Annotated in this window: 14 protein-coding genes; 4 read left to right on the top strand and 10 right to left on the bottom strand. The window is 61.6% G+C overall.

The features are described from left to right. Window positions 1-60 precede the first annotated feature (60 nt). Together AC1DVN_RS17460 and aceA are read right to left on the bottom strand one after the other, a co-directional pair. Complete coding sequence (locus AC1DVN_RS17460) at window positions 61-957, bottom strand: 3-hydroxybutyryl-CoA dehydrogenase (RefSeq protein ID WP_003941541.1); 897 nt, start codon at window positions 955-957, stop codon at window positions 61-63. Between the two features lie 184 nt (window positions 958-1,141). Further along, window positions 1,142-2,431, bottom strand: a complete 1,290-nt coding sequence (aceA, locus tag AC1DVN_RS17455) for an isocitrate lyase (RefSeq protein ID WP_003941533.1) — start codon at window positions 2,429-2,431, stop codon at window positions 1,142-1,144. 503 nt (window positions 2,432-2,934) lie between these two features. Here aceA and AC1DVN_RS17450 point away from each other — a divergent pair. From AC1DVN_RS17450 to ramB, 4 genes are all read left to right on the top strand, one after another. Further along, window positions 2,935-3,558, top strand: a complete 624-nt coding sequence (locus AC1DVN_RS17450) for a hypothetical protein (protein ID WP_020906738.1) — start codon at window positions 2,935-2,937, stop codon at window positions 3,556-3,558. Window positions 3,559-3,637: 79 nt separating this feature from the next. After that, on the top strand, window positions 3,638-3,925 hold the full coding sequence (locus tag AC1DVN_RS17445) for an FmdB family zinc ribbon protein (protein ID WP_020906737.1): 288 nt from the start codon (window positions 3,638-3,640) through the stop codon (window positions 3,923-3,925). A gap of 94 nt (window positions 3,926-4,019) precedes the next feature. Beyond that, window positions 4,020-5,279: a formamidase gene (gene fmdA / locus AC1DVN_RS17440; RefSeq protein WP_019744435.1), complete on the top strand. Its 1,260-nt coding sequence runs from the start codon at window positions 4,020-4,022 to the stop codon at window positions 5,277-5,279. Window positions 5,280-5,400: 121 nt separating this feature from the next. Further along, complete coding sequence (ramB, locus tag AC1DVN_RS17435; protein WP_019744436.1) at window positions 5,401-6,813, top strand: acetate metabolism transcriptional regulator RamB; 1,413 nt, start codon at window positions 5,401-5,403, stop codon at window positions 6,811-6,813. 5 nt (window positions 6,814-6,818) lie between these two features. Here ramB and AC1DVN_RS17430 read toward each other — a convergent pair whose 3' ends face one another. The 8 genes from AC1DVN_RS17430 to AC1DVN_RS17395 form a co-directional block, all read right to left on the bottom strand. Further along, window positions 6,819-7,841: an alpha/beta hydrolase gene (locus tag AC1DVN_RS17430; protein WP_092765586.1), complete on the bottom strand. Its 1,023-nt coding sequence runs from the start codon at window positions 7,839-7,841 to the stop codon at window positions 6,819-6,821. 131 nt (window positions 7,842-7,972) lie between these two features. Beyond that, a complete protein-coding gene (locus tag AC1DVN_RS17425; protein ID WP_021333900.1) occupies window positions 7,973-8,992 on the bottom strand; it encodes an alpha/beta hydrolase in 1,020 nt (339 codons plus the stop codon). Between the two features lie 68 nt (window positions 8,993-9,060). Then, window positions 9,061-10,701, bottom strand: a complete 1,641-nt coding sequence (locus AC1DVN_RS17420; protein WP_084325136.1) for a class I adenylate-forming enzyme family protein — start codon at window positions 10,699-10,701, stop codon at window positions 9,061-9,063. Window positions 10,702-10,710: 9 nt separating this feature from the next. Next, window positions 10,711-11,415, bottom strand: coding sequence for an ABC transporter ATP-binding protein (locus tag AC1DVN_RS17415; protein ID WP_019744440.1), 705 nt, complete (start codon window positions 11,413-11,415; stop codon window positions 10,711-10,713). Window position 11,416: 1 nt separating this feature from the next. Next, entirely contained in the window at window positions 11,417-12,190 is a 774-nt protein-coding gene (locus AC1DVN_RS17410; protein ID WP_029254813.1) for an ABC transporter ATP-binding protein, read from the bottom strand. After that, window positions 12,187-13,146: a branched-chain amino acid ABC transporter permease gene (locus tag AC1DVN_RS17405; RefSeq protein ID WP_170320399.1), complete on the bottom strand. Its 960-nt coding sequence runs from the start codon at window positions 13,144-13,146 to the stop codon at window positions 12,187-12,189. The genes AC1DVN_RS17410 and AC1DVN_RS17405 overlap by 4 nt, the downstream gene beginning before the upstream one ends. Before the next feature lie 68 nt (window positions 13,147-13,214). Further along, window positions 13,215-14,090 carry a branched-chain amino acid ABC transporter permease gene (locus tag AC1DVN_RS17400; RefSeq protein ID WP_046378187.1) on the bottom strand — a complete coding sequence of 292 codons (876 nt, stop codon included), beginning with the start codon at window positions 14,088-14,090 and terminating at the stop codon, window positions 13,215-13,217. A 15-nt stretch (window positions 14,091-14,105) separates the two neighbouring features. After that, entirely contained in the window at window positions 14,106-15,290 is a 1,185-nt protein-coding gene (locus AC1DVN_RS17395) for an ABC transporter substrate-binding protein (protein ID WP_019744444.1), read from the bottom strand. Window positions 15,291-15,310: the final 20 nt, after the last annotated feature.

The following is a 15,310-nucleotide window of genomic DNA, read 5'->3' as shown; positions in this document are numbered from 1 at the left end:
CGCCCTGTGCGCGCTTATGGAGTCTCTACACTCCACAAACGCGCACAGGGGCTTTGGGCCTTAGCTTGCCTGCTTGGTGGAGCGACCGTTGTCGGCGTATTCGTAGAAGCCCGCGCCGGACTTCTTGCCGGTCAATCCGGCTTCGACCATACGCAGGAGCAGCGGCGGAGCGGAGTACAGCGGCTCCTTGAACTCTTCGTACATGGAGTCGGCGATGGACTTGACGGTGTCGAGTCCGACCAGGTCCGTCAGAGCCAGCGGACCCATGGGGTGCGCGAGGCCGAGAACCGTTGCCTTGTCGATGTCTTCCTTGGTCGCGAAGCCAGACTCGACCATGCGGATCGCCGAGAGCAGGTACGGCACCAGGAGTGCGTTGACGACGAAGCCGGAGCGGTCGGCACTGCGGACGACCTGCTTGCCGAGGATGTCGCTGGCAAAAGCCTCGGCGCGCTGCGAGACGGAGGCACTGGTCTTGAGCGTCGTCACCAATTCGACGAGCGGCAGGACCGGAACCGGGTTGAAGAAGTGCATACCGATGACTCGCTCGGGACGCTTGGTCGAGATGCCGAGCTTCATGATCGGGATCGACGACGTGTTGGATGCGAGAACCGCATCCGGGTCCGTCACGACCGCGTCGAGCTCGGCGAAGATTTCGCTCTTGATCTTCTCGTCTTCGACGACGGCCTCCACGACGAGCTGGCGGTCCGCGAAATCTCCCAGATCGGAGGTGAAACGCAGACGCCATGCGGCCTGCTCACGCTCACGTTCTGTGATCTTTCCGCTGCTCACACCGCGGTCGAGCGAACGCAGGATGCGTGAACGCCCGGCTGCTGCAAGCTCGCGAGTCTGCTCGAAGACCAGAACATCGACATGTGCGCGGGCGCACACCTCGGCGATTCCGGCACCCATGATTCCGGCGCCGATAACGCCGACGCGCTGAATTTTTTCGCTGGTCACGTCAGCTCCTTGTTTGTCTCGTGGAGTTTGTCTGGTGAAGGTGTTGTAAAAGAAGCACTTCGAACTGCGTCGACGCTGGTGGCCGATGCAATCGGAACTGCCTTGAAGACGAGAGAAAGTAGTGCGGTGATACAAGCAGGGGAGAGACCCGAAGCCGAGCCTCTCCCCCACCCGAAGTCAGTTCTTAGTGGAACTGGCCCTCTTCGGTGGAGCCCTTGAGAGCTGCCGTCGAGGTGTTGGGGTCAACGGTGGTGGCGATGGTGTCGAAGTAGCCGGCGCCAACCTCACGCTGGTGCTTGATGGCGGTGAAGCCACGCTCTTCGGCAGCCTTGAACTCGCGCTCCTGCAGGTCGACGAATGCCGTCATGCCTTCGCGGGCGTAGCCGTAGGCCAGGTCGAACATGCCGTAGTTGAGCGAGTGGAAGCCGGCCAGCGTGATGAACTGGAACTTGAAGCCCATCGCGCCGAGCTCCTTCTGGAACTTCGCGATGGTCGCGTCGTCCAGGTGCGCCTTCCAGTTGAAGGAAGGGGAGCAGTTGTAGGCCAGGAGCTGGTCCGGGAATTCGCTGCGAACGGACTCGGCGAACTTCTTCGCAACCTCGAGATCCGGCACGCCGGTCTCCATCCAGATGAGGTCTGCGTACGGTGCGTAAGCCTTGGCGCGAGCGATGCAGGGCTCGATGCCGTTCTTGACGCCGTAGAAGCCTTCAGCCGTGCGGGTTCCGTCGAGGAACGGGCGGTCACGCTCATCCACGTCGGAGGTGATGAGGGTTGCAGCCTCAGCGTCGGTGCGGGCGATGATGACGGACGGAACGTCCGCAACGTCGGAAGCCAGGCGAGCCGAGGTCAGGGTGCGGATGTGCTGCTGCGTGGGGATGAGCACCTTGCCGCCGAGGTGGCCGCACTTCTTCTCCGAAGCGAGCTGATCCTCCCAGTGGACACCGGCAGCGCCGGCGCCGATCATGGCCTTCTGCAGCTCGTAAGCGTTGAGAGCGCCACCGAAGCCGGCTTCGGCGTCGGCAACGATCGGAGCGAGCCAGTTGCTGACGGAGGTGTCACCCTCGGTCTTGGCGATCTCGTCGGCGCGCAGCAGTGCGTTGTTGATGCGACGAACGACGGTCGGAACCGAGTTGGCCGGGTAGAGGCTCTGGTCCGGGTACGTGTGGCCCGAGAGGTTAGCGTCGCCGGCAACCTGCCAACCGGAGAGGTAGATGGCCTTCAGGCCGGCGCGAACCTGCTGCACAGCCATGTTGCCGGTAAGTGCACCGAGGGAGTTGATGTAGTCCTCGTTGTTCACGAGATCCCACAGGATCTCGGATCCGCGACGAGCGAGGGTCTGCTCCTCGACGACGGTGCCCTGGAGCTTGACGACCTGATCGGCCGTGTAGTTACGAGTAACGCCCTTCCAGCGAGGGTTGGTGTCCCAATCCTGCTGGAGCTCAGCTGCGGTCTTCGGGGTGCCGGTGGTCGACATCAAGACTCCATCTCTTTGATCTGCTGGTCCGGCCTGTTGTGAGCAGTACGTGCGTACTACTTCACATACTTGCCAGGCCCTTCTTGTGTACTTACCGAGAATGGCACATCGAAAAAGTGCCGTCTACCTGTTGCTAATGCCAATCTTCGCTACCTTTTCAACACACTTTGCTAAGTCTGTGAAGATTCCTACACGGCTGGTACTACCCAATCGGACAGGTTCCGTACTGGCGAGTAGCAAAGAAACCGCAGGCTGTGAACGAAATGCACTCAACTCCGTCACTTGCAATTCCGGCAGTTCGCGCGGCACTCGGAACAGGCCCATCCGCTACTTCGGAGCCAACTTCACGACTCGCAAGTGACCGCAATCACTTCGTGGCAACAGGCTTCGCTCGGGCAATTCCAGGGATCTACCCGTCAGAAAGCCACAGACAACCCATTCGCCGGCCATATGCTGTCGAACCATGACTTGTCGTTCGACGCCCCCGACCGGGCGATAAAGCGGTGCCGGACAACTATCAGCGGCCACCGAACAACCAGGCATGGTCGCAATCCGGTCCACAGCCGCCACAGTTGGGCTACCGGGCCGCGCCGCAGTCGTATCCTCCGCCCCAGGGATTCCCGCCTGCACCGCCGCGTGGAAATCCGCCGCCGCGTCGGCCCGGCTGGGTGATTCCGGTATCCGTAATCGGAGTCATCACTGTGTTGGCTCTCTTCGGCGGGCTTGCCTGGGTCCTCTGGCCGAAGGACGTCCCAAACTCAGCCGCCGGTGGCGCGGCCCAGACCACCATCACCGCCGCGAACACACCCGGCACCACGACAACCGCTCCCAGCACGACATCCCCGACGACCACACGCGCCGCGAACTTCCCGGCCGGTGCGTCCGCCTGCCCCGGCGGGCAGCCGGCCGGAAGTTACAAGGAGTCCGCGACAAGTGGGGGCAAAACTTCGTGCGAGTTTGCCGAGGCAGTTCGGATCGCCTACGGAAACTCCGGTGCCACCGGTGCCTCCAGCACCGTGTCCGCACGTAGTCCGGTGACCGGCAAGGAGTACACGATGGCATGCAAGGTGACCTCCGGCATCGTCACCTGTACTGGCGGCGACAACGCGGTTGTGTACTTGCGCTGACGGGCGCAATTGCGGCATCGGCAACCCGGTGCGTGTCGTTCCAGTGTCGCACTTACGGATCCTCCGATAGCGTGACCGCATGCCTCTGTACGAGTTTCGCTGTACCGGCTGCGGCCCGCTCGAGCGGTCGTTCGCGATGGCCGAAGTGCCCCAGTCGATCCGTTGCCCCCAGTGCAGTCTCGAATCGAAGCGTGTTGTCTCGTCTCCCCGTTTGAGTCACAGCTCGTCAACCGCGATGGGTTTACTGGACAGCACTGCCCGATCAGCTCACGAGCCTGCCGTGGTCAGTGGGTCACTACCCGGCCGTGGCCGACAATCTGCCCCGACGACGTCCAATCCGTTGCACCGCAAGCTACCTCGCCCCTGACCGTCCTCACCGCGCGTCCTGGCCGTGAGTCCCGATCCGACACGAAAGTCCTGCCGCCACGAGTTTTCCGTTTCTTCGAGAATGAGGAGTGCATATGCCTGAACTGCTGTTTCCACTCGATTCCGCCAAGAAATTCACCGACCAGGCGATCGTCGGCCACAATCGGTGGCACCCGGACATCCCGGCGGCGGTGACGGTGAAACCCGGTGATGCGTTTCGTGTCCATTGCCGCGAATGGTTCGACGGCGCAATCCACAACGACGACTCGGCCGACGACATTCTCAATGCACCTCTGACGACCGTCCACACGCTGTCCGGCCCCTTTTCCGTCGAAGGCGCAAAGCCCGGCGACCTCTTGATCGTCGACATCTTGGATATCGGGCCTATCCCCCAAGAGGATTCGGGTCCGTTGGCCGGCCAAGGCTGGGGGTACACGGGCATCTTCCCGCGAAACAACGGCGGCGGCTTCCTCACCGAACAGTTCCCCGACGCGTACAAGGCCGTCTGGGATTTCTCCGGCCAAACGGCGACGTCGCGTCACATTCCGCACGTCTCGTTCACGGGCATCGTCCACCCGGGGCTGATGGGTACTGCTCCGTCGGCGGCGTTGCTCGCCAAGTGGAATGCCCGCGAGGGCGCTCTCATTGCCACCGATCCCAATCGGGTTCCCCCGCTTGCACTTCCGCCCGAGCCCCGCGATGCAGTACTGGGAACCTTGACCGGTGACGAGTACACACGCGTAGCCGGCGAGGCGGCGCGCACCGCTCCCCCTCGCGAGAACGGTGGAAACCAGGACATCAAGAACCTCACCAAGGGCAGCCGAATCTTCTATCCGGTATTCGTGGACGGTGCGAATCTGTCGGTCGGCGATCTTCACTTCTCCCAGGGCGACGGTGAGATCACTTTCTGCGGTGCCATCGAGATGGGCGGCTTCATCGATCTTCGTGTGGACATCATCAAGGGCGGAATGGATACCTACGGCGTTTCCGAGAACGCCATCTTCATGCCGGGCAACACGGATCCGCAGTACTCCGAGTGGCTTGCGTTCTCGGGCACTTCCGTCACGTTGGACGGCGAACAGAAGTACCTGGATTCACATCTGTCCTACCAGCGTGCGTGCCTGCACGCGATCGAGTACCTGACCAAGTTCGGGTACGCGCCAGAGCAGGCGTACCTGCTGCTGGGTGCGGCACCGATCGAGGGCCGCCTGTCTGGCGTCGTGGATATCCCCAACTCGTGTTCGACGGTGTATCTCCCGACTGCGATCTTCGACTTCCCCCTCGCACCCTCGTCGAGCGGACCGTTCCAGATCGATCCCGGAATCGGCGCTCCGCGTTCGGAGAACAGGGTCTAGGCCTCCCGCCCCGTGAGTGGTTGAGGAGTGTGAGGACTCCTTAACCACTCACAGGGGGTGCCGGTGCGAATTCTGCAAACCCACCTTTGCGAAGCCGGACTGTCACTCGTATCCTGGGAAAATGTCGAAAACCTTTGTCGGTGTCCGGCTCCGCCAACTGCGGACCGAGCGCGGGTTGAGTCAGGCTTCGCTGGCCAAGACGCTGGAGATCTCGGCAAGCTATCTCAATCAGATCGAGCACGACGTCCGGCCACTCACCGTGCCGGTCCTCCTGCGAATCAGTGAAGTCTTCGGCGTCGACACCACCTTCTTCTCCCCACAGGACGACACGCGCCTGATCGCGGAAATGCGTGAAGTTGCCCTCGATCAGGAGATGGGCATCGACGCCGACGCCCACGAAATCGCGGAGATGGTCTCCACGCACCCGGGCCTGGCCAAGGCGATGGTCAACATGCATCGCCGCTTCCGCAACACCACGGCGCAACTCGCCGCAGCGACGGAAGACCGCTTCTCGGACGGCAGCGGCAGCGGTTCGATCACCATGCCGCACGAGGAAGTGCGCGACTACTTCTATCAGCGGCAGAACTACATTCACGATCTCGACACCGCGGCCGAAGAACTCACTGCCCGGATGCGCTTTCATCGCGGCGACGTCGCCGGCGAGATCGCCAGGCGCCTGGAAACCGTCCACGGCGTGCAGATCGTTCGACGAGTCGACCTGGGCGAGAACATACTTCATCGTTACGACCCGGATACCAGGGTCCTGGAAATCTCCGCACGGCTCTCCGGCGGGCAACAGGTCTTCAAGTTCGCGACAGAACTCGCGTACCTCGAGCACGGCGATCTGCTCGACTCGTTGGTGGCCGAAGGCAACTTCACCAGCGAAGCGTCGGTCTCCCTGGCGCGACTTGGATTGGCCAACTACTTCGCGGCGGCCACCGTGCTCCCCTACAGCCAGTTCCACGACGTCGCCGAGGACTTCCGGTACGACATCGAGCGCATGTCCGCCTTCTATTCCGCGAGCTACGAGACGATCTGCCACCGCCTCTCGACCCTGCAGCGCCCCAAACTTCGCGGGGTTCCGTTCATGTTCGTCCGTGTCGACCGTGCCGGAAACATGTCGAAGCGTCAGTCCGCCACCGGATTCCACTTCTCCACCAGCGGCGGTACGTGCCCGCTGTGGAACGTCTACGAGACGTTCTCATATCCGGGCAAGATCATGCCCCAGATCGCACAGATGCCCGACGGCCGCCGATACCTCTGGGTTGCTCGCACGGTCGAACGTCGAGCGGCTCGATACGGACAGCCCGCAAAGATCTTCGCCATCGGATTGGGATGCGAGATTCGACACGCCCACCGACTCGTCTACAGCGACGGTCTGGATCTGGACGAGTCGAATCCGGGAACGCCGATCGGCTCGGGCTGCCGTGTCTGCGAACGCCTCAACTGTCCGCAGCGTGCCTTCCCGCCGTTGGGTAAAGACCTCGACATCAGCGAGCACCGGAGTTCGATTTCGCCTTACGTGATTCGCTGACCGCGCTAACGCACGTAGTTGCGCAGGAACGCGACTGTGCGATCGAACGCGATCATCCCGTCCACGGTATCGAGGTCGAACTGATATTCGTGGTCCAGCGCAGGCTCGTGATCTTCGGGGTAGAACAGTGCGTCTACTTCGACGCCCAGATCGGCGAGCCGTTCTGCCATGGGTTTCGACTGGCTGGCGGTCAGCGGGTCGACATTTCCGCCGGTGATGAACGTCGCTGGAAAGTCCGAGGTCACATGGCCCAGTGTCGACATCTGACCCACTGCAGTCGACCCGTCGAAGTCCCTCGTTCCGAGATACCCCCACAGCGATTGCTTGTCGACGCCCCAACCGAAGTACTTCCCCTGTGACAGCAGCGGTTTCAGATCGAAGACCCCACAGTCGAGGACAACTCCGCGTATCTGCTCGGGACGTAATGCCGGCTCCACACCCATTTCCGACGCGTAATCAGGGCTGGTCATGACCGTCGCCAACTGACTGGACAACTGCGCGCCTGCCGAATCTCCCGCAAGAAAGAGATTGTTCGAATCGACATGCAACCTGTCCGCATTGCTCACGATAAATCGATACGCGTCGTTCAGTTGATTCACTGCGGTGGGGTAATACGCATCTGGTCCCAGTGAGTAGTCCACCGAAATCACTGTGAAGCCTTGATTTGCCAACAGTTTGTAGTAACCGTCGGCATCAGTTCTCGATCCTGATATCCAGCCACCGCCGTGCACCCAGACCACCGTGGGTAGCGCCGAAGTGGACTCCGACGGGTAGTACGCGTCCAGTTGTGCATCGTCGTCGCCGTCGCGGTACGACTGATCGAGAATCGAGACGATTTCTGACGGTGCATGCCTGTCGAGTTGTGCGTGAGTCGCTTCGGAGCCACCCGCTGACATCCACCGTACGAGGAGAACTCCTGGCCACGGACTGACGAGTGCCGCGGTTACCCCGGACAGCAGAATGACGACGAATACCGCCGCGATTCCGACAATGCGCCTTCGCCGTCTGTCGGGGGAAGACGCGCGCACAACAACTCCTGGGGTCGGGTCGGATTCACCCAGGCTAGACCAAAAGGACTAGTCGAGAATTCCCCGGCAACACACCCGCGGCGCTTTGTCTGAAATGACCATTTCTTCAGCGTCTCAGCATCATCCGACAACTAGCGGGTGTGTGCGTCGAGAAACTGAACCGTGCGATCGAGGGCAGTGAGACCGTCGGCATTGTCCAGATCGAACTGATACTCGTGACCGAGCGCCGGAACGTGATCGGCCGGATAGAACAGTGTGTCGACCGCAACCCCCAACCCCGTCAATTTGTCAGCCAACGGTTTCGACTGAGAATCTGTCAAAGGATCCGCGTTGCCGCCGCTGATGTAGGCAGGCGGAAATTGAGCGCTGACGTAGTTCAAGGTCGACATCTGATCCGCTGCGTCGGTACTCATGAAGTCACGCACCCCGGTATACGCCCAGAGGGACCGATCAACCCCCCAACCGATGATGCCGGGTCCGCCGACCATGTTCCCGACGTCGTAGATTCCACAGTTCAGGATTACTCCACGTAACTGATCCGGCCGCAGCGACGGGACCACGCCCACACGGTTCGCATACGCGGGATCAGTGATGAGAGTGGCGAGCTGACTCGAGAGTTGCGCTCCCGCAGAATCACCGGCGAGAACGACCGTCGTCGGATCAACATGCAGCCGTTCCGCATTCGCGACGACGTACGCGTGAGCGTCGTTGAGCTGCCGCACCGCTGTCGGATAGTGATGCTCAGGTCCGAGTGAGTAGTCCAGGGACACAACGGTGTAGCCACGAGAGGCCAGCAACTCGTAGTACGGCGCGTAGTTGGACTTGCTTCCCGAGATCCAGGCACCGCCATGAGTCCAGATCACCGTAGGCAATGCGGTCGTCGTCGCTGCGGGAAAGTAGACATCCAGGTATGCGTCGTCGTCATCGGCGCGGTACTGCTGGTCCTTGATCGAGTCGACGCCTTCGGGCGCGTGCTTCTCGAGCGCCTCGGTGACTTTCACGGCATCACGATCGAAGACCCATCGTACGGTGAGTGCGCCAGGTCTCGGGCTCAGAACGAAGGCCAGAACCACGGCTCCGACCAGAACGAACACAATTGCCAGAGCCCACAGCAAGCGCCTGCGCCACCGATGCGGTGAAGGGTTCGTCATCGGGTTTCCTTCACTCTCGGCAAAATGTCCGGATCAGCGTAACGCGACGCCGGTACTGTCAGGCGCGATCAGCCGAGTTCAGCGATCCGCCGCTGCGCGAGTGCCTTGACTTCGCCCTTGGCTACTTTGCCGCCTGCCGCCATCGGCAATTCGGCGACCGTCATCACGTACTCGGGTATGTACTCGCGGGTCACTCCTCGGCTCTGCAGCCAGGCGGTCAGGTCCACCGAACTCAGATCGTCATCGGCGGACACGACGACCGCACAGACCTTCTCACCGAACAGCGGATCGTCGACTCCGACCACGGCGACCAGTTCCACCGAAGGATGCGCGCGCACGTACTCCTCGACCTCGACCGCGGAAATGTTCTTGCCGCCTCGAATGATGATGTCGGCTTTGCGCCCGACCACACGCACCCGCCCGGTCTCGTCGATCTCGACGATGTCGCCGAGAAGCATCCAACCGTCGTCGGTGTACAACTCGTCGTTTGCATCGACGTCGCCCCAATAACCCTGGCACATCAGCGGGCCGTTGACCGCAGGCTGACCGCGACGGACGGAGCCGGTCACTTCCTTTGCCGCATCGTCGAATACACGAACTTGCATGCGATCGATGACGTGGCCGCACGTCTTCAGTCGGGTATCGGAACCGTCCGAAACCGTCGTCACCGAGACGGCGCCGGTTTCGTTTGATCCGTAGAACTGCAGGACAGCCGCTCCGGTACGTTGTTCGAAGGCCAGTGCCTCCGAATACGGCACGGCTTCACCACCGGTGAACATGAAACGAAGTGACGAGAGATCGGCCGATTCCGCGGCCTCCGAACGCAACAGCATCTTGAATTGTGTACTCACACAATTCAAAGCAGTCACCCGTTCGCGCTCGATCAACTCGATCATCACCGAAACGTCGAAGCGTTCCATGACGACATTGCGAGCACCGAGTAGCGCCGGCAGGAAATGCGAAGTCCAGAGGCCGAATCCGAAAGGTGCCGGAACCGCGCCGAGGAACACCTCATCCGGACCGATCGCCGCCGCCTCGGCGGCGATCTCGGAGAAACCAACCCAACGATCCTCGGTTTGTGTGACCAGTTTGGGTAAGCCCGTTGTGCCGGACGTCGAGTTCAGCATCGAAACGGCTGACGTGACAAAACACGGACTGGTTGCGGGGAACTGCTTTAGCTCGACCGGCAACGAGGTGAGTTCGCCGTTTGCACTCATGCGTTCGAAACTCACGTCGGCGCGTTCGTCGGCGAAGACGACGTCCAGTCCGGGATGCTCTGCCCGCAGACTCGCCACGAGTTCGGCGGTATCGACGCCGCGCAGCGTGCGAGTGGTGACGAGAACGGAGGCTTCCGAGCGGGCGATCAGATGAGAGATCTCGCGAATGCCCGAGCGCGAACCGATTCCGACGGCGACGCGGCCGGTACGAAATGCTGCGCAGAGAGCCGCATGGAATACAGCGGTGTCGGGGAGCAACACGGCTACATGTCCGTATCCCTCACCAGCTAGATCCAGCGCCGACGCGATCGCATCGGCAGCCGCGTCGTACTGTTTCCACGACACCCTCGATTCCGGAGTGACAAAGGCGGTTTCGTCCGGGATGGTCTCAGACCAATGCCTGACCATTTCGCTGATGCTGACGCCGGCGAACCGGTCCGGATTCGTGGCGAATTCACCGACGGTGAAGTCGAGTGTCTTCGTTTCAAGCATGATCGTGGATCATCTCCCGTCGGCGCTGAGTACGCCCATCGATTGTTTGTACGCGTTGTCCAGTGTCGCTGCGGAATCGCATTCGCGGACGAGTTCGCCGCGCTGCATGACATATCCGCGGTCGACAACCGATTTCAGTGCAGTAAGTGCCGGTTCCGTCACGATGACGGTCACACCCTCGGCGGCCAGACCCCCGACCAGCGCTCGCAGCTCCGCGACGATTTTCGGTGCCAGTCCTGTCATCATCTCGTCGAGGAGCAACACCTTCGGGGTTTCCAGAAGGGCCCGCCCCAGAACCAACATCTGCTGCTCACCACCGCTGAGGACCCCGGCATAACTCTCGGAGCGTTCACGCAGGATCGGGAACCTCTCGAAAGCTGTTTCCACGGCATCGGCTTTCAATCCCAGCAGGTCTGCGCCGACGCGTAGGTTCTCGCGAACGGACATTCGCATGAACAGTTGCCTGCCTTGGGGTACGTAGGCAAATCCGCTGCGGACACGATCCAGTGCCGATAATTTCTGGATCTCTCGACCATCGAATTTGATTGTCCCGGTGGCGGGAACCGAGCCGTAGATGGATCCCGCCAAGCTGGTCTTGCCTGCACCGTTCGGCCCGACGATCGCTGTCACTTCACCGGCGGGGGCGACAAGGGAGACTTCCCGGACGGCGACAGCGGATCCGTATCGAACTGTGACTCTGTCGAGTTCGAGCATGTCAGGCGCCTTCCTCGTATTCGGAACCGAAATAGACTTCTCGCATCGCGTCGCTGGCCAAGCACTCCTGCGGTGGTCCGTAGAACGCCACTGATCCGAAATTGAGCAGCACGATCTTGGTGGCGAGCGCCGCGATGAGATCGACGTTGTGATCGACCAGGACTACTCCTTTGCCCTGCGCGGCAATCGATCGCACGGCACCGGAGATGGCAGCGATGCCGTCGTGATCCGCGCCGGCAAACGGTTCGTCCAACAGGAGAACATCGGGTTCGGTCGCCATCGCCCGCGCCACCTCGACCAGACGCTGCGCCCCCAAACTGAGATCCCCGCAAGCACTCTCGACGTCGGTGACCGAGTATCGCGCAGCAATCTCCCGGGCCCGCTGTGCTGTCCGGTCCCAGTTCTCGAAAGGTCCTTTGATCGCCCACCACAGCGAGTGCAGAGGTGAGGTGATCTTGTGCCCGTACAGTCCCGGGATGATGTTGTCGACGGCGTCGAGTTCCGCCGCGAGCTGCGGATGTTGAAACGTGCGCGAGAGCCCTTGCCGTGCACGGCGCTCCGACGGCCCGGTCAAGGGAGCACCGGCGAGCGCGACGGTTCCGGAGTCTGCTTGCTGTGTGCCGAAGATGCAGTCCACCAGTGTGGTCTTGCCTGCCCCGTTCGGGCCGACCAGGCCGATCACCTCTCCCGGTCCGACGCTGAACGAGACATCGTCGACAGCGCGGACGCCGCCGTAGGACTTGTGGAGCCCGCTCACTTCGAGTAGCCGAGTCATCGATTGCCACGCTCCTTGTACAGACGGTTCATTCGACCCAGAACGTTCTGACTCCACCCGATCACCCCACCAGGCGCCACGATGAGGATCACCAGGACGGCTCCGGCAAGCAGGAGTTCGCCGCTTCCCTGGTAGCCGGGCATGTTCAGCGTCACGATCACCACGATCAATGCACCGAGCGGAGCACCCCACGCCGAGCCGCGACCGCCGATGATCGGCATAAAGATTGCAAGGAAAACAATACTGAGAGTGAAGGTTTCAGGAGTGACAGCTTGCACCGACACGGTGAACAGCGATCCGCCGGTCGACGCGATCGCGGCACCGATCGCCAGCGCCACAACGGTCAGGTGCGCAGGATTGACGCCGGAAGACCGTGCGACATTACGATTGTCGCGGGCAGCTTGCAACATCAGCCCCCACACCGATTTCCGAAGTCGATCGACAGCGACCGCGATCAGACACACGAACAAGATCGCGAACACGACCAATGCGTAGCGCGGTGGCTCCCAGCCGAACATCGTCACAGTCTCGACGCCCGAGACCCCGGCCGACCCGCCGGTGAAACTCGGCCCGTCGATCAACCAGTGCTCGAAAGCGATACCGAACAACAAGGTCACAGCGGCAAGGTAGAAGCCGGAGAGTTTCTGCGTTGCCAAGCTGAGGAGTACTGCAACCGCTGCAGCGGCGAGGGCGCCGAGAATCCATCCCCACCACATCGACAACCCGGTCCGAACCGAGATCAGCGCAACGGCATACGCGCCGATCGCCGCATACGCGCTGTACGCCATCGACAGTGATCCCGCGAGCACGAATGGCACGTACATGCCGAGGGCGATCAGCGAATACGTCGCAGCGAGGAACACCAGATCCTGTCGGTACAGACTCGGCCCCATCCACAGCAGCACGGCAGCGACCACGACCACGGTGATCAGCGCTTCCCGTGACACAGCGAGCATCCTCGTCCGGGAACTGCCGGCCGGAGTGGGCGGATTTGACGTCAGCGGACTGGTAGAAAGCGAGGCCATCAGACGCGAACCTTCCTCGAGAGCAAGCCTTCCGGACGGAAAGCGAAGAACACCAGGGCAATCAACAGAATCGCGGTTTGAGCAGCACTCGCACCGAAGTAGTACGGGGCGAATACCTGGACGACGCCCAACACCATTCCGCCGATCAGCGGAGCCCAACTCCGGCCGGTACCACCGATGACGAGTGCGATGAATGCCGTCAGCGTCCATGACAGACCGCTCGTGAACTGAACACCGGCCTTGGGAGCGAACAGAAGTCCGGCGACGGCGGCGATCACACCCGCGAGGGTGAACGCGATGAGGCGTACCCGATCCACCGGCAAGCCCAGGACGCGGGCGGCATCCGGACTGTCGCCGACGGCGCGAAGCAGACGGCCCGAGGTGGACCGGTTCAGCCACAGTCCGATACCGACGAAGATCCCGGCAGTTCCGACGACGAGTACAACGGTCGAACTGTCGACGGTGGCACCGAGCACCGATATCGGATCGAAGTCGAAGATCTTCTGCCCGGGAAGTGGTGTGCGGCCGAAGACAGTGCCGGCGAGCTGCTGGATCCCGAACAGTACTGCGGTCACAGCCACCAACGCCGGTAGTTCCCCACGACCCGATCGCTTCTGAACCTGTTTGACCACAAGCTTTTCCGTCAGGATCGACAGCGCCACCGCTACCGCGATCCCTAGCGGCATGGCAATCCAGAGAGCGAGCCCGTAATTGATCGCGACCCAACTCGACGCCATGGCCGCAGCCATCGCATACGGACCCATCGCAAAATTGAAGAAATCGGCGCCGACCACCACGAGATACATTCCGAGGGCTATCAGTGAAAAGAATGCACCGATCTCGATGGCAGCGAGCCACAGTTGTGCGTCTGTCATGTCAAGGCTCCTCGGTTATCCACACGGGGGTTGGTAGGAATCCCACGGATGGGCCGGCTTGTTGTCCTCACCGAATTCGACGAGCACCAGTCCGCAGAGGCTGTCCGGAGCCAGGTGATCCTGCGAGGAGAACGACAGTGTCAATCCGTCCTGGCCGAAGCTGGCGGGAAGTGCCGAAACCTGTTGAAGAGCATCACGAACGGCCGTCCGATCTCGGTGGTCGCCGGCAATTTCGATTGCCTCGGCCAACATCATGACGGCGTCGTACGCCTGTGCGTCGTAGGCGGTCAGTTGATAATCAGGCCCCTTCACCGCCTGCACCTTGCGACGCAGTTCGGCGGTTCTCGGGTTGTTCTCACTGAGCGAGCCCATGTACACCATGCCGCTCAACGCCTTCGGGTCCGCCAAAGCCCAAGATGCGGGCTGGTTTCCGATGGAAGCGAGTGAGAAGCGTTGCGTCTGTGGGGTGATCTTCGACAAGGTGTTGTGCGCGAGGATTTCGAAGTGCCCGCCGATACTGGCGACCAGAATCGCGTCCGGTTCGGTTTCCGCGAGACGTGAGACCTGTGCGGTGATGTCCGCGGCATCGACCGGCGCCTTTTCAACGCCCGTCACTCTCGCGCACTTCTCGAGCGCCGGCCGCAGGGTCTTGATGATTCCGTCGATGGACGCACTCGCGTCACCGAGAATTCCCAGGGACTTGTACCCCATCTTCTCGAAAGCCCCGCAGTACACCTGGGCGTACTGCTTCAACGAGTTCGGAATCATGAACGAGAAGTCGTTGTCGGGCGCCGAGGCAAAGGCGTCGCTGAGAACGACCGGAGCTATCGCGGGAATCTTCGACTGCTGGAGAATCGACTTGGCCTGCAGCACCGACCCGCTGCCGGTGGCGAGGATGACCGCACTTGATCCGTGATCGACCAACTTCCGAATGATCGACGGGGTCTTGGTGGGACTGCTCTCGTCATTCTCGACAACCAATTCGACCTGCTTGCCGTTGATTCCGCCGGCCTGGTTGATCAGGTCGACAGTCATACGCACGGTCTTGCCGGCGATCGTGCTGTACGACGCACCGGGCCCGGTGGAGTCCTCGTCCAAACCGATGACGATGGTGTCTTCGGGAATGACACCGGCAGATGCGCACGCGCTCGCCCCGAGGACCACTGCCGCGCAGACGGCAATCGCCTTTCCGAGTCTCACATCAATCTCCCGTCCAAACT

The sequence above is a fragment of the Rhodococcus sp. P4_E4 genome, assembly GCF_056401575.1.
This window is presented reverse-complemented; position numbering and strand designations above follow the sequence as displayed.